The following is a 22,769-nucleotide window of genomic DNA, read 5'->3' on the forward strand; positions in this document are numbered from 1 at the left end:
CGGGAACCTTAATCTTTATTCAATTATGGACTTACATAATACAGAGGATTCACATACTCTCCGCCTACTGTCACACCAAAATGAAGATGTGCACCGGTAGAAATACCAGTGGAACCTACAGCTGCAATTGTCTGGCCCTGTGATACATAATCACCTTCGCTGACATATAAGGAACTGCAATGTTCATAAACCGTACAAACACCATTACCATGGCTGATAACTATGTAATTACCCATTGCGCTGTTGTAGCTAGCTGTCGTAACTGTACCGCTGGCTGCCGCCCAAATGGATGAACCATAGGAAGCACCGATGTCAAGGCCTCTATGATAAGAAGATGCACCCGCTGTCGGTGAACTTCTGTAACCAAAATAAGAAGTGATCGATGTACTGCCAACCGGCCAGATCATGCCTGTACTGGAGTTGGAATTGGATGAACCTGAATCATCTGTACTGTCATCATATGATGAATCATCAGATGAACTGCTGGAATCGGATGATGAGCTGGAATCGGAGCTGGATGAGCTTGAGCTGGATGATGAACTGCTCTCTGCTTCCTGCTGTCTTCTTGCTTCTTCTTCAGCAGCTTTCTTGCGTGCTTCCTCTTCTGCAGCTTTCTTACGGGCTGCTTCCTCAGCGGCTTTACGTTCCTGTTCAACAATCTGCTGGAGCAGGCTGTTCTCTGCATCAATTTCTTCCTGTGTAGAAGAAATATCGGAATTCACAGAATCAATATCAGAACCAATCGCAACCAGTTCTTCTTCCTTCTGAGCAACAATCTTCTCGAGAGATTCCTTCTCTACTTCATACTGCTCCTTCTGAGCTTCCTGCAGCTGCTTCTGCTCTTCAAGCTGAGCTTCATATGCTGCGATCTGATCTCTGATATTTTGGAGATTAACAAGCAGATTGTGGTCATATTCGTTAATCTTGGAAATATATTCCTGATTGTTCAGCATTGTCTTCAAATCACCGGAACCAAGCAGCATCTGAAGATAATCATCATCTCCTGATTCATACATGGCTTTAATACGTGCTTTCAATGCTGTGTACTGTGTCTTCTCATCTTCTTTGGCCTGTGCAAGATTATCCTGAGTGATACTGATCTCAGATTCTGTCTGCTCAAGCTGTGCGGATACTTCCTCCAACTGTGCAAGATATGTCTTAATCTTGTCATCCAGTTCAGAAATATAGGACTCTGTATCTGACTTATTCTGCTTCAACTCTGCAAGCTGCGACTCAAGCTCGCTCTGCTGGTTCTTCAAATCTTCTATCTGGCTCTGGACTTCTGCCTTCGTTGCCGCCATTGTCGGAACTGCAAGCGAAACGCTGAGGGCAGCTACCAGAACATATCTGGTAAATCTCTTTAAACCGTGTTTCATGAAAATCTCCTTCCTAAAACGCTGTTTTACACTTTCTTCATTTTTACTGAGCCTGTCCACGATATCTCGCAACCATCAACTCATCTGCGTACAATTATAGCATTTTCAGGGGCCTATTTCAAGTATATTTCTAATTTATTTCAGAATTATTACAAAAGCACCTGTTTTAAAGGTGCTTTGTTATCATTTTACCCATTAAAATATCAGAATTTCTTAAGGTCTTCAATAAGGGCATCTATATTCTCTTCTTTTGTAGCCCAGCTTGTACAAACTCTCACTGCGCTATGATCTTCATCCATTTTCTCCCAGAATGAAAAACTGTATTTTTCAGATAATTTTTTAAGAACAGCATCCGGTAAAACAGGCAGCTGCTGGTTAGTGGAATTCTCCACATAAAAATCATAACCGCACTCCCTGAACGCTTTTTTCAGTTTCATAGCCATATCAATGGCATGTTTTGAAATCTGCCAGTAAAGACCATCTTCAAAAAGTGTCTGAAACTGAATGCCAAGAAGGCGTCCCTTAGCCAGCATACCGCCACGCTGTTTAATCATATAACGGAAATCTTTGCTGATAGCCGGGTTTGTAATCACAACTGCTTCACCAAATAAAGCACCCACCTTTGTACCGCCGATATAGAAAACATCACACAGTCTCGCAATATCTTCCAATATTACATCATTATCAGCCGCCATCAGGCCATAACCGAGGCGGGCACCATCCAGGAATAACGGCAGCCCGCATTCATGGCAAACACGACTGATGGCTTCCAGCTCATTCCTGTAATAAATTGTTCCATTCTCAGTAGGATTGGAAATATACACCATCCCCGGCTGAACCATGTGTTCCGCACTGGAATCATTCATATGTGCCTCATAAGCTGCCTTAATCTGCTCCGCTGTTATCTTTCCTTCACGGCCGCATGGCAGTGCCAATACTTTATGTCCTGTTGCCTCAATTGCCCCCGACTCATGCACATTGATATGACCGCTGGCAGCTGTCAAAACTCCCTGATATGGCCGAAGAACCGAACAGATAATGGTCGTATTGGTCTGTGTGCCGCCAACCAGAAACTGCACATCAATATTCTCACGGCCGCAGGCCTTACGGATCAAACGTCTCGCCTCATCACAATAAGGATCCAGCCCGTATCCCGGGGTTTGATCCATATTTGTCTCTATCATACGTTCCAAAATCTTCGGATGAGCGCCTTCTGCATAATCACACTGAAACTCTATCATTGTTCTACCTCCAAAAAACTTGCCGCGAAATACTTCAGTTTCTCGAAGATGATTTTCTATCAAGAGAACCATGTATTTCACAATTATTCCATACAGCAATCTTTTACATCTCTTTATACTTGCTTCTTAACTATTATACTATAAAACGCAAAAAGAGACTGCCGTTTCAAACAATCTCTTTGTATTATACCCTTTTCCTGATCTTTCTGCAATCGTTATTATTCTCTTCTGACATGGCCGGTACTTAGGCAGCGTTTTTTGCTGCCTTATGTACCGCTGCCAATGTCAGGCAACGCGAGTGTGCCTGTATGGAACTGTTAGAACACCATCATACTTATTATTTACTTGAAGTTTGCAATGCTGCTTATTTCAGAAGAATGATGCTCAGAGGCGGCATACGCAGATAGACATGTTCTCCTTTTGCAGGAATGTATTTGGCTGCTCCATGTTCACCGACTTTGGCAACTTTCCACCAGATCCGCTCGCCATTTGGTACTCTGAAGAAGCAGTACCATTCAAATGGCAGTTCTGAGACATTCTCCACTGTAACCTTTATAAGATTTTTCGTATTTTCCGGTTTTTCTGCCAATACTTCTATATAGTGGGCGCGAATACCGACAGCATGGATATCATCCGCAACCGGTGTATCCATCTCCAGAGTACAATGCCACCGCGGTACTTCGATACTGTTTTCGGTAATCTTTCTGGCCTCAGTGATATTTTTGCAGCCTGTCAGTCTGGCTGCCTCTCTGTATCCCGGCTGATCAAAGATGTCTTTGGTGTCACCGGTGACAATAACCCGGCCCTGGTCCAGAATCAGCAGTCTGTCACAGAACTGATAAATTTCATCTCTGCTGTGGGATACCATAATCACATCTCCTGCATAATCACTCAGCTGCCTGATCATATCTTCCAGAAGCTGTTCCTTCAGGAAACTGTCAAGAGCCGAAAAAGGTTCATCCAGCAAAAGCATCTGCGGTTCACTGGCAAGAATTCTAGCCAGTGCTACCCTCTGCTGCTGACCGCCGGATAATTCATTCGGCATACGTCCGCCAAGGTTCTGAAGGGCAAACTGTTCAAGAAGTCTGTCAATTTCTTTCTTCTTCTCATCCCCACTTTTCTTCATGGCAATGCCGATATTCTCTGCCACTGTCATGGTCGGAAAAAGCGCATACTGCTGAAAAAGGTAACCTATATGACGTTCTCTTGGCGGCATATCAATTTTCGCTACGCTGTCATAAACGGTCCTGCCGTCCACAATGACTTTCCCTGAATCCGGCTTCACAAGTCCTGCAATCATCTTCAGAGTCATGCTCTTGCCCATACCGGAACCACCGAGAATCCCCAGACTGCCGCCATCATGTTCAAAAGCAACATCCATCTGAAATCCCTTAAACTTTTTATGTAATTCTACTGATAATGCCATTTTACCACCTCTGAATCTTGCTGATGCCATGCATGGTTATGATGTTGATTGCAAAAATAAAAAGAAAGGCAATGGCTACCAGAACAATCACCCAGAAACCTGCCACATCATAGTTCTGTGCACTGACTTCTGCGGCAATGGCTACAGCCATAGTTCTGGTCTTTCCCAGAATATTGCCTGCCAGCATGGAGGTGGCGCCGTATTCGCCCAAAGCTCTTGCAAATGTAAGAATTGTACCCGATGCGATGCCTGGTCCCGCTACCGGAATAACAACCTTTCTGAAAATTGTCCACTCTGATAATCCCAATGTTCTCCCGGCATAAATATAATTTACATCCACCTGCTCAAAAGCCGCTCGTGCATTACGGTACATCAGCGGAAATGCAACAATAGTCGCTGCCAGGACACATCCCGGCCATGATAAAACAACTTTAAATTGGTAATGCTCCCACAGATAAATACCAAGAGGGCGCTTCAAACTGAATAAAAGCAGCAGTAAAAATCCGGCAACCGTCGGAGGCAGTACCAACGGCAGATTCAGAATGCCATCCAGAATACTCTTAGACAGCGGCTTTAATTTCATTGCCCATCTCGCACAGGCAATCCCGCCGAAAAAGGCCACCACCGTTGCTATGATCGCTGTTTTCAACGATATAAGCAGTGGACTCAGATCAATTGATGCAAGAAAATCCATATCTTTCGAATACAGCTGCTGCTTCAGGTGTCTTAAGATAATCAACAAAAGCCTTAGCTGCTGCTGTTTCAGCATCATCTGCTTCTGTATTCTTTACAAGACCAACAGGGTAGATAACTTTGGATTTAAGTTCTGTATCATTGGCTGTTGCAATCACTTCAACTTTATCTGCAACTGAAGCTGCATCTGTTGCATAAACGATACCTACTTCATTGCTGCCTTCGCTGACTGCTGCAAGTACAGCACTTACATCTTCACATTCATTAATCTCCATCGCCATTACCTGTTCTGTAATACCAAGGTTATCAAAAATCTCTCTTGCATACTGTCCAACAGGAACTGTATCTGCCGCAAGTGCAAGGTTTGCTGCATCTGTAATATTCTCAAAACCTGTAACCTTTGTCTCTGTACCAGCTGGTTTAATCAACTGAACCTTGTTCTCAAGAAGATCTGTGACATCTGCTTCCTGAACAAATCCGCCTTCAACAAGTGCATCCATCTGCTTTGTTGCTGCAGAAAAGAAAACATCACAAGCACCGCCTTCTTCGATCTGTGTCTGAAGCTTGCCTGAGCTGCCTGCATTAAAGACAAGGTCAACATTCGGCTGAACAGACTTATAATTTGCTGAAATTTCATCCATTGCATTGCTTAAGCTGGCTGCAATATATACCTGAACAGTCGCTGCTTCTCCTGCTGCTGCCTGAGTCTCAGATACTGCTTCTGTGGAAGCTGCTGCCTCTGTAGATGCTGCCGCTTCTGTTGCCTTTGTTGTTTCTGTGTTCTTATTGCCGCAACCCACTAAAGCCGCTGCAGTCATGCAAAGTACAAAAACACTGCTTACTAACTTTTTCATTCGAAACCCCCTCCTGATATAAATAATAAATAGAAAATTTTACTAAACACAGCATACTCAATTTACCGAAAAAAGTCAAACTGACTGATGCCGGAAATACATTGTTCTTGCCATTTTATGTCAACTGTGTTATGCTCTATTTATAGATATTATCAATATATCTTATAAAAAGTACAATGAAATGGCACCCTTTCCAAAATTATTTTTATTAAGTCTAAATATTATTGTTATTTTCAATAAACAGGAGATTTTTATGGAATTAAAACAATTAGAAGCCTTTGTGGCCGTCGTTGATTACAATAGCTTTTCAGAAGCCGCACGTCATCTTTTTCTGACACAGCCAACGGTCAGCGCCCACGTAGCCTCCCTTGAGAAGGAATTGGATACGAAACTCATTTCCCGTACAACTAAGAAACTGCATGTCACCCCTCAGGGATACGATCTTTATGATTCAGCCGTTTCCATGCTGAAGATTCGCGACCATATTTTAAATGAGTTTATCGGCTCACACAAACAGATTATTGAACTTGGAGCCTCTACGATTCCCTCCTCCTATATACTCCCTGAAATACTCAGTGCATTCGGTCAATTGAATCCGGATATTTATTTTCATTCAGAACTATCCGACAGTATGGGGATTATCCGACAAGTAGAAAACGGAGGTCTGGATTTTGGCCTTGTTGGCATGACCACAGACTCGTCAGAACTGGTTTTTATCCCATTTCTTGAGGATGAGCTTGTCATCGTTACCCCTGTCAGCCCTCATTATCTTGAACTTTCCAAAGAAAATGTCTCTCTGGATAATTTGCTGAATGAACCATTTATCCTCCGCGAAAAGGGATCCGGTACTAAAAAGGCCATTGACCAGTATTTTGATCAGCAGCGGATTCCATCCGGTGCTCTCAATGTTGTTGCCCGTATGAATGACCTGGAAGCAGTCAAACGTTCCATCATCAACGGACTTGGCATCTCCATCCTCTCAGCCAAATCCGTCCAGGACCTGAAAGCCAGTCGACAGGTTCTAATTTTTCCTCTGGCTCATCCGGCACCAACCAGAAGCCTTTATATCGTATACAGGAAGGAACATGCTCTGCTGCCCCATGTCAGACGGTTTATACAGTTTGTCAGAAGCTATTATCAGCCTCAGTAAAAAAACTCAACCGTCAAAACAGATGGCGGGTCTCTATAACAAACACGTTGATTATAGAGACCCGCCATCTGTTTAGACGGTTTTGGAGTTTATTGGCATATTCAGGTATTGTAAAACTCTTTTCATTTATCGATCTTCTCGGAAGTAAGAGTTGCCAAGGCTCTCCGGAGGCTGATATTCTTTCTTCTTTCGGAAGCTTGTAAAAATCAGCACAATGATGGTTACAAGATACGGCAGCATCTTGAAGATTTCCTGCATGGAACGACCAAGTCCCGGTATATAGAGGTAGAGGATATACAGGGCACCGAAGAGAAATGATCCCCAGATGGCATTGATCGGTTTCCATAATGCAAAGATAACAAGGGCAATGGCCAGCCAGCCTCTGTCACCGAAACCATTATTGGTCCATGTACCGCCTGAATATTCCATAACGAAATACAGACCACCAAGACCGCTGATGGCTCCGCCGAGGACAGTTGCTGCATATTTATAAAGTGTAACATTGATGCCCGCTGCATCAGCTGTTGCCGGGCTTTCGCCAATAGCACGGAGATTCAGTCCCTTTCTTGTTTTAAACATAAACCATGAAACAAGGATAGCAAGAATAATACCAAAATAGGTCATAAAACCATAGGAAAATAAAATGTCTCCGATCACCGGAATCTTGGATAATCCCGGAATCTTTGTTTTGTAAGTTGCACCTGTCACAGCAACAGAAATCTGACCGACACCACCTGCCAGCTGTGAAAGAGAACCACCGAAGAAGTTACCGAAACCGACACCAAATGTGGTCAGTGCAAGACCTGTTACATTCTGATTGGCTCTCAATGTAATTGTCAGAACACTGTAGATCAATGCCCCTAAACCAGATGCAATCAATGCACATAACATGGAAATAATGACACCCACAATTCCGATTGGATTTTCTGTTCCGTTTTCATAGACGAATGCGCCCATCAGTCCGGCGATGCCGCCCATATACATCAGCCCCGGAACCCCCAGATTCAGGTTGCCGGATTTTTCTGTAATAATCTCGCCTGTCGCACCAAAGAGCATACCGATGCCCTGAGCAATGGCTTTTTGAATAAATATAATCAATGTACTCATCTCATCGGCCTCCCTTACTTATGTGCTTTGGTAAATGCAATTCTGTAGCGGATAAAGAATTCACTGCCCAGAATAAAGAACAAAATGATACCTGTAATAACATCGGATGCGTTCTCGTTCAGATTAAACTGTGATGCTATCTGAATTGCACCCTTCTCCATGAAAACAAGGAAGAAGGAAACAAGGATCATCACAAATGCATTGAATTTTGATAACCACGCAACGATGATGGCTGTAAAGCCGCGTCCGCCTGCCGTGGATGTTGAAATCGTATGGCTGGCACCGCTGACCAGAAGGAATCCGGCAATACCGCAGATGCCGCCTGAAATACCCATTGTACGGATAATAGTGCGCTTCACATTGATTCGTGCATACCGTGCTGTATCCTGGCTTTCACCTACAACAGCAACTTCATAGCCCTGCTTGCTGTACTTCATATAAATGTACATTCCAAATGTAAATGCCAGAACAATCAACACATTCCAACCGTAGGTCAGACCTCCCAACGCCGGCAGCCATCCAGCACGAGTTGCTGAATTAATAATACCGACTGTATTGGATCCCGCAGGATTCTCCCAATAAACAATACAGAATGTAACAATCTGCATCGCTACATAGTTCAGCATCAATGTAAATAATGTCTCATTCGTATTAAAATAAGCTTTGAAAATCGCCGGAATAATTCCCCAGATCATACCTGCTGCCAGACTGGCAACAAACATCAAAATCATCAGTACCGGTGTAGGCATTGAATCTCCGGCATAAATCATCAGCGCTGCTGTCGCCGCACCACCTACAAGGATCTGACCTTCTGCACCGATATTCCAGAATTTCATCTTGAAAGCCGGTGTCAACCCAATGGCAATCAAGAGCAGTACCATAGTATCTCTGACTGTCACCCAGGTTCTTCGGCTGGTGCCTACGGCACCGTCAAAAATTCCTTTGTAAACCTCAACCGGATTCATTTTTGTTAATCCGAAAATAACAATCGCACAGACAATCAGTGACAGAAAAACTGCAATCAGTCTGATCAGCCATGCCTTCCACCAGGCAATAGAATCCCTGGCTGCAATATGCAATGATGAATCTTTAAACATGGCTCTCCTCCTTATGTCCCTTTGTCATCAGTAAACCGATTTCATCCTTTGTGGCTATCCGCCCATCCACAATACCTGTCACACGTCCTCCGCACAAAACAAGGATTCTATCAGATAATTCCAACAATACATCCAGGTCTTCAATAACACAGATAACCGCAACACCTTTTTTCTTCTGCTCATTCATCAGATTATAAATCTGATAAGAAGAATTAATATCCAGACCTCGCACCGGATAAGCCACCAGAAGAATATCCGGATTCATGGCAATTTCACGTCCCACAAGCACCTTCTGGACATTACCGCCGGATAATCGTCCAACCGGAGTAGAAACGCCCGGTGTCACAATACCAAGCTTATTGATCAGGCTCTCCGCCAGGGCTTTCGGTTTCTTTCTGTCCGCAAAAATACCTTTGCCGTCCCGATAACTTCGGAGCATCATATTATCTGTCATGTCCATGGAAGCTACAAGTCCCATACCAAGTCGGTCTTCCGGGACAAAGGAGATATGTGCAATATGTATCCCCTCATTCTCAATATGTTCCGGAGACTTACCGGAAATAACAACTTCTTTGCCCTGCTCGCTCACACAGCTGATGGTACCTCCGGCAATCGGACAGAGATTTGTAATGGCCTCCAGCAGTTCTTTCTGTCCGCTTCCTGCAATTCCGGCCACGCCGAGTATTTCACCGCCATAAGCAGTAAAGCTGACATCGTCCAGTGATTTCACACCTTCATTATCCAGACAGGTAAGTCCGGATACTTTTAAGATTTCCCTCGGATTCTCCGGTTCAGGACGATCAATATTCAGGCTGACCTTTTCACCCACCATCATCTCTGTCAACGAACTCTCCGTTGCATCACATGTATTGACAGTACCGATATACTTGCCCTTACGCAAAACAGATACTCTGTCTGAAAGTGCCAGTACTTCATGCAATTTGTGCGTGATGATAATAATGGAACGGCCATCCGCTCTCATGTTTCTGAGTACCGCAAATAACTTCTCTGTCTCCTGCGGTGTCAAAACAGCTGTCGGTTCATCCAAAATCAAAATCTCAGAACCGCGATAAAGCATCTTCACAATTTCAACGGTCTGCTTCTCAGATACGGACATTTCATAGATCTTCTTCCTGCAGTCCATCTCAAAACCATACTTATCCACCAGTGCCTGAATATCTTTGATCACTTCATCCATATTCAGGTTCATCCTGCCCGGCAGACCGAGAATAATATTCTCAGCCGCTGTCAGTACCTCGATCAGTTTGAAGTGCTGATGGATCATTCCAATACCCAGATCAAAGGAATCCTTTGGTGAAGAAATGAGTACTTCCTTTCCATTCACAAAAATCTGCCCTTCATCCGGAAAATAGATACCTGACAACATATTCATCAGTGTGGTCTTACCGCTTCCGTTTTCACCCAGAAGAGATAAAATTTCACCTTTTCTCAAAATCAGATTAACTTTGTCATTTGCTACAACTTTTGTACCAAAACGTTTTGTAATATTCTTTAATTCAATGGCATTTACTGCTTCCACCATCAAGCCTCCTTCAACATACCAAAATGAGGCTGTCAATCGACAGCCCCACCTTAGATATCATACGATTACTGTGTTACTGCTGTAATGCCATCGATAATGAAATCGAAAGCTGGTGCAGAAGCTTTTTCGGATTCATGGAAATAACCATCGCTGATGTATTCGCTGTCAGCATCTGTCAGTTCCTTGCCATCTACTGTGAATGTAGATGTATCAAATATATGAAGACTGCCATCGATGATTGCATCTTCAACTTCTTTTACCTTCTCAGCTGTACCTTCTGCAACGACCTTGTCATTGAGATCTGTCAGCTTGTCTGCACCTTCTGCAAAGCCCTTGCACCAGTCTGTGTCAATAGCTGTACCGTCGATGACGCACTTTGTTGCATATTCATAATAAGGCTCCCAGTTAATAGAAGCACTTGTCAGAGCTGTGTTAGGTGCTGTCGGAATCATAGAGATATTGTAGCCTACACAAGGAACACCTGCTGCTTCACAAGCTGTAGGAGCACCTGTTGTATCTGCATGCTGGCTGATCAGGACACATTTGTCTGCGATCAGAGATTCAGCACATTCTTTCTCAAGGTCAAAGCTTGCCCAGCTGTTTGTATACTTCACTTCCATTGTAGCAGATGGACACTGGCTTCTTACACCCAGGAAAAAGGATGTGAAACCGCTGATAACTTCTGCATATGGATAGGCACCGACATAACCAACCTTAGCTGTATCTTCTGTGATCTTGCCGTCTGCGATCATCTCGTTCAATTTCATACCTGCTACAACACCGGATACATAACGGGATTCATAAATAGATGTAAAGTAATTGTGCATATTGGAAAGTCCGCTGCCTGCTGCCTGATATCCTGTTGCATGGCAGAACTGTACATTCGGGAATTCTGCTGCTGCCTGAAGGATGTAGGATTCATGGCCAAAGCTGTTGGCAAAGATGATGTTGCATCCCTGGTCTGCAAGGTCTACGGCTGCATCATAACATGTCTCATCTTCAGGGATATTCCATTTGATGATGACCTGATCATCAGAAAGTCCAAGTGCTTCCTGCATACCTTTTGCACCGGCATAATGAGCGGCTGTATAACCCTCATTCTCATCACCGATAAAGATAAAACCAACCTTCAGATCCTTAGCATCAACACCGTCTCCAACCTTCTCTGCTGTCTCACCTGTTGATTCTGCTGCTGTTGACTCAGTTGCTGTCGCACTGTCACCTGATGCGGCAGGTGCCTGAGTTTCCTTTGTTCCTGAATTGCCGCAGGCTGCAAGTGAAGCAACCATGACTACAGACAAAACAAGTGCCAAAAACTTTTTCATAGTAACTACCTCCTTATTACATGTGCTTAAAAACAAAAAGAGACACGAACTTCTCACTATTCATGCCTCTTTGCATGACAAAATACCATCTCTTTCTGTCATTGTTTTCAAACGATCTGTTAATTTTAGTATAACACTGATTTTCATCGTGTCAACAATTTCTGTCTTTCGTTTTACTTATTTCATTTATAAGAATGTATATATTTTCCAGATTCGAATCATTTTGTCTTTGATCGTATTAATTTATTCAAAATATTCTGAATATTTCAACTATTCTCCATAACCCTCAGGACCATTGCTGAGTTTCTGAAGCATCAGCTCAATGCGCTGCCACTCTGCCTCAGTTTCAATGGCGTGAATCAGGATCTGTTCTTCTTCCTGCTCAGGATTATAAGATGCTGCAAAAATATTGTAATTGCCTGTCTCATTTACAGAATTATCTGTATAAATCACGTAATTCTTGCCGGAAAGATCATCCTCAAAGGCTCCCATCACAGAACCTCTGATAACCTGACCTTCTTCTGTCACAAATGTTATTAAATCTGCCATAAAACCGTCCTATTCCAAGCCAAGGCTCTTCTTTGTAAAGTTCCATGAATCTTTGCACATACGTTCAAGATCATACTTTGCTTCCCAGCCAAGTTCTCTCTTTGCTTTGCCCGGATTCGCATAGCAGATGGCAATATCGCCTGCACGACGCGGTTTGATCACATATGGAATCTTGATACCATTGGCAGCTTCAAATGCTTTGACAATATCCAGTACACTGTAACCAATACCTGTACCCAGATTGTAAATATTCACACCTGTAGAAGAAGTTACTTTCTCAGCCGCATTCACATGTCCCTTTGCCAGGTCAACCACATGGATATAATCTCTGACACCCGTGCCATCCGGTGTATCATAATCATCACCGAATACACCAAGGCATTCCAGCTTGCCGGCAGCCACCTGTGCAATATAAGGCATCAGATTGTTTGGAATACCATTCGGACTCTCACCGAGAAGACCGCTTTCATGGGCACCGATCGGATTGAAATAACGAAGCAATACTACACTCCATTCCGGATCCGGTACACAGAAATCTGAGAAAATTCTTTCAAGCATCAGCTTAGTTGAACCATATGGATTCGTTGTGGATAATGGAAAATCTTCTGTGATCGGTACTGTCTTCGGAGCACCGTAAACAGTTGCTGAAGAACTGAAGATAATGCGCTTGCAGCCATATTCATTCATCAGTTCGCATAAATTCAATGAACCGGAAATATTGTTCTTGTAATAAGCCAGCGGCTTCTGAACGGATTCGCCAACAGCTTTGAGTGCAGCAAAGTGAATCACCGCATCAAACTTATGTTCTTCAAATATAGGACGCATAGACTCTTTGTCCAGCATATCCGCTTTATAAAAAACCAATTTCCTGCCGGTAATCTTCTCCACTCTGTCAACAACATCAATCTTGGAATTGTAAAGATTATCAAATGCGACTACTTCATAGCCCTTATTCAGCAGTTCCACACAAGTGTGGGAACCAATATAACCTGTTCCGCCTGATACTAAAATTTTCATGGTAAATTCCTTTCTTTTATAATTTTACCGGGCCGCCGCCTATTTTGCAGATGTAAAAATCGGCCGGGTAGCCTATTTGCTGTCTGTAGCTTCTGCCAACTTTCTTAATGAAATTATCTACATCATCTGTACGGACAAGGCTGATGGTACATCCGCCAAAGCCTGCGCCTGTCATACGGGAACCTAAAACACCTTCTGTCTCCCATGCCGCTTCAACCAGGGCATCCAGCTCATCTCCTGTGACTTCATAATCATCCCGCAATGAACGATGGGAGTCATTCATCAGTTGGCCAAATGTATCAAGATCATTCGATTCCAGCGCTTCCACAGCCTGAATCGTTCTCTCATTTTCTGTGACTGCATGTCTCGCTCGTCTGATGCAGACCGGATCTTCGATTGCTGATTGGCAGGCTTCAAAATCATTCTGCGATAATTCTCCCAGTTTCTCAATGGCAACTGCTTTCTGAAGATTCGCCACAGCTCTCTCACATTCCATACGTCTGAGATTATACTTTGAATCTGCAAGACCTCTTTCCTTGTTCGTGCAGGCAATTACAAGCTGCACACCATCAAGATGAATCGGAATATAGCGATGAGATAAATCTTCTGCATTCAGATAAATCGCATGATTCTCCCTGCCCATGGCAATCGCAAACTGGTCCATAATACTGCCGTTCACGCCATTAAATTCATTCTCTGAATACTGTCCGATCCATGCAATGTCCTGATCTGATACTTCAAAATCAAATATATCCCTCAGAACCCATCCTGTCAAGACCTCAAGTGATGCTGATGAAGACAGGCCGGACTCGCTGGGAATGTTGCCGTAAACCATCATGTCAAGGCCACAGTCAGGCTGCATACCCCTCTTGCCAAAGGCCCATATTACTCCTTTGGGATAATTGGCCCATCCGTCTTCCTCATCGTTCTCCAGACCATTGGCCAGAGAACAATTAATAATGCCCACATCCGGATAATTCATCGAATAAAAGAATAATCTCTGATCCTGACGTTTTCTCACAACAGCATAAGTACCGATATCCAGTGTACACGAAAATACATGGCCGCCGTTATAATCAATATGCTCACCGATCAGATTGACTTTCCCCGGAGCGAAATACACCTGTGCACCTTCCGCATTACCGAATCGCTCTGCGAATTCCCTCAATAATCTTTCTTTCATCATCATTTATCCCGCCTTCCCGGCCTTCGTCTGACATCTTTATGCCGTCCGACAATTGCACTTATTTTATATTTACTTTGCAGCCGCTCTTTTTTCACGCCTGCTGCGTCTTCTCTTCCGCTTGCTGCCGGCCCATGTTTCTTTCCACAATACAGGATGGAATAAAACAAGCATTGGGAACAGCTCCAGTCGTCCGGCCAGCATATCAAACATCAGGACATATTTTGACAGCACGGAAAGTTCTCCGAAGTTTCTCGATGGTCCAACATCAGCCAACCCCGGTCCCATATTGTTCATGGTCGTCAATACCGCTGTGAAATTCGTTGTCAGATCCCTGCCTTCCAATGAAACAAGCAAAAATGATGCGGCAAATATCAGTGTAAATGTAATAAAATAAACCGCCACTGAACTGATAGCTCCCTGATTCAGTGCCTTTCCTTCCATCTTAATCGTACGGACACTCTTCGGATGGAGATAAGCATTCAGTTCTCTTTTGACACTCTTTAGCATCATGATCACACGGGAGACTTTGATGCCGCCGCCGGTACTTCCTGCGCAGGCCCCAATGAACATAATAATAATCAGCACAACCTTGGATGCACTGGGCCATAGATCAAAATCTACTGTTGAATATCCCGTGGAAGTCATCAATGACCCCACCTGGAACACCACATGCCGAAGGGTATCTGCCGCAGTCATTGTTTTGTCATAAATATTGACAAAAATCATAGCACTGGCTGCCGCAATAATCAAAAAGTATCCCTTAATTTCTTCCATATCAAAGGCTTGTCTAAAACGTTTTAATAAAATAAAATAATAAGCATTAAAATTAACACCAAATAAAATCATGAAGATGGCCACAACCCATTGAATATAAGGGGAATATCCGCCAATACTGGAATTGCGGACACCAAAGCCGCCTGTACCTGCTGTGCCAAACGTAATCATCAATGCCTCAAGAAACGGCATTTTGCCAAGCAGCAAAAAAATCAGCTGTACAATAGTCATCCCGAAGTAGATCATGTAGAGAATACGCGCCGTTGCACGTACCTTTGGCACCAGCTTACCCACAGACGGTCCCGGGCTCTCTGCCCGCATCAGGTTCATATGAGATCCGCCGCTCAGCGGAATAATAGCCAAAAGGAATACCAATACGCCCATACCGCCGATCCAATGACTGAAGCTCCGCCAGAAAAGAATGCTCTGCGACAGACATTCAACATCCGATAAAATACTGGCACCAGTTGTTGTAAAACCGGAAATCGTCTCAAACAAAGCATTTGTAAAAGACGGAATTTCACCAGACAAATAAAATGGCAGACATCCCACAAGACTGATCACAATCCAGGACATGGCTGTCGTGACACATCCTTCCTTCAAATAAAAAACTGTATTATGAGGTTTCTTTCTTGAAAGGAGATATCCCAACACAAAACTCAGCACGGCCGTGCATAAAAACCAGTAGCCGGCTGACTCTTTGTAAAAAACTGCAACAATACATGGAAAAAGGAGAAGTGCCGACTCTACTTTCAATACACTGCCCAGAATAAATCTAATCATTCCTCCGTTCATCTGACGCCTCCATTACCGTAAAATATCTTCAATATTCTGGAACCCTGTATGGGTCGTCACAATAACAACGGTATCGCCAGCCTGAATGCTGTCCATACCACCCGGAATAATAATCTTTCCAGAACGATTAATACATGCAATCAGCAAATTATCCTTCGTATTCAAATCCTTCAAGGGTACATCTGTCACTCTTGATTTTGCACTGACATTAAACTCAATAGCCTCTGCCCTGGAATCAAACATATGATAAATAGTTTCCACATTGCTGCTGTCTACAGATGCCTGTTTTGCACGCACATAAGCAACAATTGCCTCCGCCGTAATATACTTCGGATAAATAACACTGCCAAGATCCAGTTTGTCTATCAAATTGTGAAAAGCATTTCTGTTCACCTTAGTAATGACCTTGGCATCAGAAACTTCCCTTGCATGAAGAGCCAGCAATACATTCTCCTCATCAATACCTGTCAGCGGCACAAGCGAATCCACATAGGCGATTTCTTCTTCATTTAATAACTCTTCATCGGTACCATCTCCATTGATGATCGTGGCCTGCGGAAGCAATTCACTCAATTCCCGGCATCGCTTTCTGTCTATCTCAATAATCTTGACTTCAATTCCCATGTCAATCAGCATCTTGCCGAGATAATAAGCTGCCTTGCCGCCACCGATGATCATTGTGTTATGTACCGGCTTATTTGGCATACCGATACGCTCAAAAAACTCCTTTGCCGCCTTGGATGTTGCAATAAAAGAGACAACATCTCCCTGATGCAGCTCAAAATTACCATCCGGAATAAATACCTGCTTCTCTCGTTCGACAGCACACACAAGCACATCTCCTGAAATATTCCTGGCCATGGTCATAACCTTCTGACCATCCAGACGGTTATTCTCAGGAATTTTGAATCGAATCATCTGTGCCTGTCCATGTGCAAATGAATTGACGCCCAAAGCTGCCGGCAAACTGAATACATGCGTAATCTCATTGGCCGCTTCCATCTCAGGATTAATGATCATTGCCAGTCCAAGCTTTTCTTTTAAATAAGAAGCTTCATCACTGTAATCCGGTGTACGAACACGGGCAATGGCTGCACAGTCACCCACACGTTTTGCCACCGTACAGCACAGCAGATTCAGCTCGTCCGAATCTGTCACAGCAATCATCAGATCTGCATTGTCAATTCCCGCTTCCCGCTGAATCTTATAACTGGCACCGTTTCCCACAATACCCATGACATCATACATATCCGTCAGTACCTGAAGCCGTTCTGAACTTCTGTCCACCAGCGTAATATCATGTCCTTCCTTATATAACTGTTCCGTCAGGGAAGCACCAACTTTGCCGCAGCCCACGATAATAATATTCAGGCCTCTCTTTCCCTGCTTCCGGTCTTTTGCCATTTCTTTATTTCCTCCATTATGATAATGACAGCATTTTACTGCTCAGAATTCGTTCCTTCTATAAAAATGTAACACCTAACAAACTGAAATATTTTCAATGCTATCTCATTCAGACTCCATATAGTATAACATACTCAAAAAAAGGATGGAATAGATAAATGTATCTATTCCATCCCTGACTAAACAAATCACCTTTACATACAGACCGCCCTGTACTTTGTCATTCAATTAAACAATATCAAGCCAGACCTTGTGATCCGGCGCAGGAAATGCCCGATCAAGAAGTCTGTATTTCTCTTCTGTCAGCTTAATTTCCGCCGCCTGGTAATTTTCAAGAACATGCTCTGCGACCATTTGAACAGCCTTATTATTCAGCAGTCCCCTTCTGAGATCACCGCCCTGTGCCAATGGACAATAGGCCATCAGCGGAACATGATGCTCTTCAAGCCACGGCATCAGATCATATTCTACACCTCTTGACCCCAAATGGTATAATACCTGATTCACTGTACAATGATCTCCATTTTTTACAGAAAATAATTCTTCCATATCATCTGTATCAAAATTAGAAACACCCCATCTGCGGATTTTTCCTTCTTTGACCAACTGCTCCATGCACTCAACGGTCTCTCTCAAAGGTACCTGCCCACGCCAGTGAAGTAAATATAAATCAAGATAATCTGTCCTTAAATTTCTCAATGAACGATCCAGCGCATCAAAAATATGGGCACGTCCCGCATTATGAGGATATACTTTTGAAACAATAAAAAGTGAACTTCTGTCTATTCCTTTTATAGCCTCCGCAATCAAATAATCCTCTATTCCCGCCTGTCCATAAATCATTACCGGGCTGGAAGATAATGCATAGATCTTAGCTTCCTCAAGGAGCTGCTGCATCTTCTCATTGTCTGTTCGGATATTCTGGAAACTAGTCTGTGCAGAATACCGGCAGCCTGGTATACTGCTGGATCAATTTTGCCTGATAACCTCGCGCAATCAGGATATACGCCCCGGCTTCAAATGCATTTCTCGCTTCATTCACCGCATCCACTGTATTCACAACTTTTATATAATCTACCTGTATGCCAGTCTCTTCAATAACACGCTTTGCAATCAGCATCATATCTTCATAAGGCAAAAGCATTCCAATTTTAATCATCGCTTACCTCCTTGTCTTCATCATCAAACTTTTTTTATCATAACATAAAATAAGCCGAAAAGCACCGCTCTTCGACTTATTTCTATCATAGAATTGTTTCCGTTTTTAATTACTCTTCAAATTGTCGGACAGCCTGACTGCAATGAGCATTTGCCCTACCAGCTGACTGCAATATCAAGCTGTGTGGAATTGCCTGAAGCAAAGCTTCCTGTATCACAGACAATGCCCATGCCAAGACTTGTTTCAACAAGAGAACCTCTTGGATGAACATCCAGATTAGCGGCAACCATCACATAATCACCAAGCATCTTCACACCGTCATCTCTGACCCAATACTCATCTGTATTTCCAAGACTTCTCATAATACTGACGACGCCTGACATATTCAGATTGTAATATGTTTCCTTACCGCTCGGACCAGTAATCGTACCTGCAAAAGCTGTCAGAACCGGCCCATCCCAGTCACTGGCTGTATAACCATTCACCTCGTCCTGATCTGTTGTAATATAATCACCGTGAACATATCGGATGTGACCTTCAAAATCAATTGCATACCAGCCATTCTCCTCATCTCTTAGAATCTTGACTTCTTCACCCCTCTTCAGTGTTCCGACTTTATCTGATTTCTCAGAGCTGGCTCTGCGCACATTGAGAACAGAACATGTTACATAGCCTGTATCCTCTTCTGTATCCTCCTCTGTCTTCTCTTCCTGTACGCTCTGTGTATTCTGTGCGTTCTGTGCAGTGTCTGTATCTTTGGTGTCAGCTGCAAATGCCGGTACTGTCAACAGTAAAGCTACTGCAACAGCAGTGCCAAGTAATGCAAGTTTTCTTTTAATCATTGATATAAACCTCCTGTAAAAACGTAGTCTTACATTTTCTTTTTGTAATAGTGGCATCTGTTTTTTAATAAAATATTTCATTTGTTACAAAAACATTACAGGTAATATATCATATTATTAAGTATTTGTCAAATTTATGTTTCCGACATATCTTTCCACAGCCTGACACGCTCCACAATTATAAGTACAAAATAATATCCTAAACATCGAAAAAGCCCGGAAGCTCTGTATCTTCCGGACTTTTTCTTTTTAGGTGATCGGTGCAGGATTAAAAATGCACAAATCATTATGTAATTTATATTTTTCGGCAAAGCTCTGATCTTCACCGCTGGCTACTGCCAGAATTTTATTAAATATCTCTGTACCGATTTCAGATATTTCTGCTTCACCTGTAGCAACAGGACCTGCATTAACATCGATCAAATCCTGCCACATTTCCTTCATTTCATTTCTTGAACAGACTTTAATAACCGGTGCAGCGGCGAGACCGTATGGTGTACCGCTGCCTGTCATAAATACCTGAAGCGTAATACCAGAAGCAAGCTGACATGGTCCGCAGACAATATCGCTGGCCGGTGTTGCAGCGTAGATTAAGTCTTTCTTAGATGGCCTCTCAGCCGGAGACAACACTTCTTCACGAATTCGCTTTACAGCCACATTCAAAACGCCTGTTACACACTGTACAGTTGTACTGATTCCAAGAATATTTCTTGTGCCGGCATAACCGCCATTAGGATTTCTGTATCCCATAAAAGTTGTTCTCGGTGCCTTCGGAAGATCAGTCACAATATTTGTTCCATATGTCATATGATCAACAGACGGCGGTGTCGGCAGCTCCAGCATAAATTCGTTAATCCAATCACCTTTCTCGATATCTTCCATTGCGTATCCAAGCACAACGCCATAACGAATAACCGGCTTTCCTTTTGGAATTCTGGTTAAGGCAACTTTATGTGCCTGCGGAATATCCTGACGTGTCACCAGATCTTCTGCAATCTGAATACCTGCTTTAATTTCTTTTACAGCAATCACAATGTTTTCAAATATCTATCCGGAATTTCATCAGCTTTATCCGCAGGTTCATATAGATCCTATGGAATTGAGTGTGCACGACCAGAATCCTCTTCTTCTGTCCGGTCAGCTGGACATCGGTTTCATGACTCTTTTTGAAAGTCAGGAAAAAAAGGGGCTTGAATATCTTCGTATTACCAAAGAAAGTCTTGTCCTCGCCGTTCCATCTGACCTTGCCAAACAGATGGCTCTGCATGGCTCATTTTCAGCTTCTGATTCAGCCTCCGACAACTATAAGGTTCTCTTTCCAGAGTGCAATCTGACATTGTTTAAAGATTATCCTTTTGTCCTAACCCACAAGAACTCAACCATTCGTGAACTTGTCGATCACACATTCACCCATGCCGAATTTAAACCGGATGTACTTTTCGAAACATCCAACAATCATGCCATTGTATCTGCTGTTCATTCCGGCATCTGCTGCGGTATTATCCCTATGTATTATGTTCGCCCACAGGATCCCCATATCCGCTATTTTGCTCTGCCGGAGCATCCTGAATGGAATATATGTGCAGCCCACAGAAAAGATCATTACCTGACAAAAGCAGCCAGGGAATTCATCTCCCTGGCTGCCGGATATTTTCAAGCACTGACCTGATTATTTTACATATTCCTCAATGATACATTGATGTATCTGCATCTGCAATCACTCTATATCTATCTGTTCGCCCTCATTTGCTTCTTCCATCGTAAAATGGACTTGTCTCTCTGCGGCCTCAGGATTGTTGGCAGATTTTTCATCCACTGCTGTCATTCCTGTTCCTCCCTCTGCAGTATCCACATAATGCAGCCGCAATACTGCCTGCGCCCAATTCAAACTAACAACAGCCGTTTTATTCTTCTGGGCCCCAGCCTGCTGCATCAAGTCCAGCAATTCGCCCAATACTTCCCGTGTCAGATAACCGCCTCTCCAGTGAAAAGTCAGTGTTTTCCCCTTTTTCGCCGCCTGAAGAGAACGTTTATATACATCCTCCGTTTTCGTGAAAGATAACTTCTTGTCTTTGTAATAGAAACGACTATTATCTGTACATGCCGGTGCCGGTGCAATCAGTGGTTCATGGTCTCTGAATACAGACTTGTCATCCAGATTAAAATAATCATAACGAATCTCCGGCTCGCCGCTCACGCTGCGCCCAAGGCTGTTGTCAAATGTAGCATCCAGATGATAATACTTTCCATCCAGTCGAATAATATTCCATGTATGTCTGTATTTAATACCTTTCTCCGGATTATTACCGCAAATTGCAATAATGCACCAGACATTCAATGCATCACACAAAATTTTCACCGACTTGGCAATGCCCTCGCAGACCCCGACGCCCTGCCCCAACGGTCCGATAATCTCATGGGAATAGGCCTTTTTCAGCTTATCATAACGTACATTTTCACAGATAAAATCATGAACATACTTTTCTTTTTCAATGTCTGAAAAATTTTTTGCCGGTCTTGCCAGTTTGTCCACTCTGGCTTTCAGCGCCTTCTGATGCTCCCGGATCTTATTCTTCTCAAAAATATATTCCGGGATAAAAATATAATTCGGTGAACCCTTGAAAAATTTGTATTTGAAACTTGTTGCCCAGAATATCTCCGGATGATCCAGCCGCAGCTGGAAAAATACATCGTACAACTCCGGTCCATCCAGGGCAGGAATCTGGAATTCATCTGATAAAGCTGTAATCCCCTGTAAAATGACATGGTACACCGCCTGCTTCTGCTTATTCATCTTCTGATAATAATACGGTTCCATCTTAGCTTACTTCCAGCCTTTCCAAACATCCGGCTGATAGCCCACTGTCGCCTGCGCACCATTTCGGACAATAGGTGTCTTTAGTACCTGCTGATTCTCCAGCACCTTTTCATCCTTATCTTCATCAGCAATATATTTTATCAGCGCCAGTGTATCCTGATCCTTGCACTTCGGATTCAGCATGGCATCCAGACCGCCTACCGCCTGTTTCACCTTTGTATACTCCCCTTTGCTGAGCCCCTTTTCCTTCATATCAATCCACTGATACTTAATGCCACGCTCCTTGAAATAACGCATGGCCTTCTTTGAATCAAAGCACTTTGAAGTGCCGAAAATCTGTATGTTCATAAAAAATCCTTTCTTAATATATTGCATTCTTAATAATTACCAAATAACAAAATTCCCTGTCAAAC

Annotated in this window: 22 protein-coding genes; 2 read left to right on the forward strand and 20 right to left on the reverse strand. The window is 43.2% G+C overall.

All coding sequences use genetic code 11. The annotated features are described in order from the left end of the window. Positions 1-23: 23 nt before the first annotated feature. From HED67_RS06500 to modA, 5 genes are all read right to left on the reverse strand, one after another. Positions 24-1,376: a murein hydrolase activator EnvC family protein gene (locus tag HED67_RS06500; RefSeq protein WP_221717788.1), complete on the reverse strand. Its 1,353-nt coding sequence runs from the start codon at positions 1,374-1,376 to the stop codon at positions 24-26. Between the two features lie 203 nt (positions 1,377-1,579). Beyond that, positions 1,580-2,617, reverse strand: coding sequence for a threonine aldolase family protein (locus tag HED67_RS06505; RefSeq protein WP_178437916.1), 1,038 nt, complete (start codon positions 2,615-2,617; stop codon positions 1,580-1,582). A 364-nt stretch (positions 2,618-2,981) separates the two neighbouring features. Beyond that, on the reverse strand, positions 2,982-4,043 hold the full coding sequence (locus HED67_RS06510; RefSeq protein WP_221717789.1) for a sulfate/molybdate ABC transporter ATP-binding protein: 1,062 nt from the start codon (positions 4,041-4,043) through the stop codon (positions 2,982-2,984). Between the two features lies 1 nt (position 4,044). Further along, a complete protein-coding gene (gene modB, locus HED67_RS06515) occupies positions 4,045-4,737 on the reverse strand; it encodes a molybdate ABC transporter permease subunit (RefSeq protein WP_221717790.1) in 693 nt (230 codons plus the stop codon). Next, positions 4,715-5,590 (reverse strand): molybdate ABC transporter substrate-binding protein, encoded by an 876-nt coding sequence (gene modA / locus HED67_RS06520; protein WP_221717791.1) that lies wholly within the window; start codon positions 5,588-5,590, stop codon positions 4,715-4,717. Before modA ends, modB begins: the two co-directional genes overlap by 23 nt. 253 nt (positions 5,591-5,843) lie before the next feature. Here modA and HED67_RS06525 point away from each other — a divergent pair, with 253 nt between their 5' ends. Next, positions 5,844-6,740: a selenium metabolism-associated LysR family transcriptional regulator gene (locus HED67_RS06525; RefSeq protein WP_221717792.1), complete on the forward strand. Its 897-nt coding sequence runs from the start codon at positions 5,844-5,846 to the stop codon at positions 6,738-6,740. A gap of 126 nt (positions 6,741-6,866) precedes the next feature. Here HED67_RS06525 and HED67_RS06530 read toward each other — a convergent pair whose 3' ends face one another. From HED67_RS06530 to HED67_RS06590, 13 genes are all read right to left on the reverse strand, one after another. Beyond that, a complete protein-coding gene (locus tag HED67_RS06530) occupies positions 6,867-7,847 on the reverse strand; it encodes an ABC transporter permease (RefSeq protein WP_178437926.1) in 981 nt (326 codons plus the stop codon). A gap of 14 nt (positions 7,848-7,861) precedes the next feature. Next, entirely contained in the window at positions 7,862-8,944 is a 1,083-nt protein-coding gene (locus HED67_RS06535) for an ABC transporter permease (RefSeq protein WP_221717793.1), read from the reverse strand. Continuing rightward, a complete protein-coding gene (locus HED67_RS06540) occupies positions 8,937-10,487 on the reverse strand; it encodes an ABC transporter ATP-binding protein (RefSeq protein ID WP_221717794.1) in 1,551 nt (516 codons plus the stop codon). Before HED67_RS06540 ends, HED67_RS06535 begins: the two co-directional genes overlap by 8 nt. Before the next feature lie 65 nt (positions 10,488-10,552). Further along, the gene (locus tag HED67_RS06545) at positions 10,553-11,812 is read right to left on the reverse strand and encodes a BMP family ABC transporter substrate-binding protein (RefSeq protein WP_221717795.1); all 1,260 of its coding nucleotides are present in this window, start codon (positions 11,810-11,812) and stop codon (positions 10,553-10,555) included. 270 nt (positions 11,813-12,082) lie between these two features. Next, positions 12,083-12,361: a DUF1292 domain-containing protein gene (locus HED67_RS06550; protein ID WP_221717796.1), complete on the reverse strand. Its 279-nt coding sequence runs from the start codon at positions 12,359-12,361 to the stop codon at positions 12,083-12,085. 9 nt (positions 12,362-12,370) lie between these two features. Then, positions 12,371-13,378 (reverse strand): UDP-glucose 4-epimerase GalE, encoded by a 1,008-nt coding sequence (gene galE / locus HED67_RS06555; RefSeq protein WP_221717797.1) that lies wholly within the window; start codon positions 13,376-13,378, stop codon positions 12,371-12,373. Positions 13,379-13,394: 16 nt separating this feature from the next. Further along, positions 13,395-14,561, reverse strand: coding sequence for a galactokinase (locus HED67_RS06560; RefSeq protein ID WP_221717821.1), 1,167 nt, complete (start codon positions 14,559-14,561; stop codon positions 13,395-13,397). A gap of 72 nt (positions 14,562-14,633) precedes the next feature. Further along, a complete protein-coding gene (locus HED67_RS06565) occupies positions 14,634-16,133 on the reverse strand; it encodes a TrkH family potassium uptake protein (protein WP_221717798.1) in 1,500 nt (499 codons plus the stop codon). Positions 16,134-16,145: 12 nt separating this feature from the next. Next, positions 16,146-17,537 (reverse strand): Trk system potassium transporter TrkA, encoded by a 1,392-nt coding sequence (trkA, locus tag HED67_RS06570; RefSeq protein ID WP_221717799.1) that lies wholly within the window; start codon positions 17,535-17,537, stop codon positions 16,146-16,148. 228 nt (positions 17,538-17,765) lie between these two features. Then, a complete protein-coding gene (locus HED67_RS06575) occupies positions 17,766-18,434 on the reverse strand; it encodes an aldo/keto reductase (RefSeq protein ID WP_246612125.1) in 669 nt (222 codons plus the stop codon). A 31-nt stretch (positions 18,435-18,465) separates the two neighbouring features. Continuing rightward, positions 18,466-18,696, reverse strand: coding sequence for a hypothetical protein (locus HED67_RS06580; protein WP_221717800.1), 231 nt, complete (start codon positions 18,694-18,696; stop codon positions 18,466-18,468). A 155-nt stretch (positions 18,697-18,851) separates the two neighbouring features. Further along, positions 18,852-19,538 (reverse strand): SH3 domain-containing protein, encoded by a 687-nt coding sequence (locus HED67_RS06585; protein ID WP_221717801.1) that lies wholly within the window; start codon positions 19,536-19,538, stop codon positions 18,852-18,854. A 249-nt stretch (positions 19,539-19,787) separates the two neighbouring features. Further along, positions 19,788-20,570 carry an altronate dehydratase family protein gene (locus HED67_RS06590; protein WP_260702701.1) on the reverse strand — a complete coding sequence of 261 codons (783 nt, stop codon included), beginning with the start codon at positions 20,568-20,570 and terminating at the stop codon, positions 19,788-19,790. Position 20,571: 1 nt separating this feature from the next. Here HED67_RS06590 and HED67_RS06595 point away from each other — a divergent pair, with 1 nt between their 5' ends. Continuing rightward, positions 20,572-21,207: a LysR family transcriptional regulator substrate-binding protein gene (locus tag HED67_RS06595; RefSeq protein ID WP_221717802.1), complete on the forward strand. Its 636-nt coding sequence runs from the start codon at positions 20,572-20,574 to the stop codon at positions 21,205-21,207. A gap of 48 nt (positions 21,208-21,255) precedes the next feature. Here the strand turns inward: HED67_RS06595 and HED67_RS06600 are convergent, their stop codons facing one another. Then, positions 21,256-22,356: a transglutaminase domain-containing protein gene (locus HED67_RS06600; RefSeq protein WP_221717803.1), complete on the reverse strand. Its 1,101-nt coding sequence runs from the start codon at positions 22,354-22,356 to the stop codon at positions 21,256-21,258. A 6-nt stretch (positions 22,357-22,362) separates the two neighbouring features. After that, positions 22,363-22,704 (reverse strand): arsenate reductase family protein, encoded by a 342-nt coding sequence (locus HED67_RS06605; protein ID WP_215631830.1) that lies wholly within the window; start codon positions 22,702-22,704, stop codon positions 22,363-22,365. Positions 22,705-22,769 lie beyond the last annotated feature (65 nt).

This window comes from Pseudocoprococcus catus, assembly GCF_019734885.1.
In the GTDB taxonomy this organism is placed as follows: Bacteria; Bacillota; Clostridia; order Lachnospirales; family Lachnospiraceae; genus Coprococcus_A; species Coprococcus_A catus.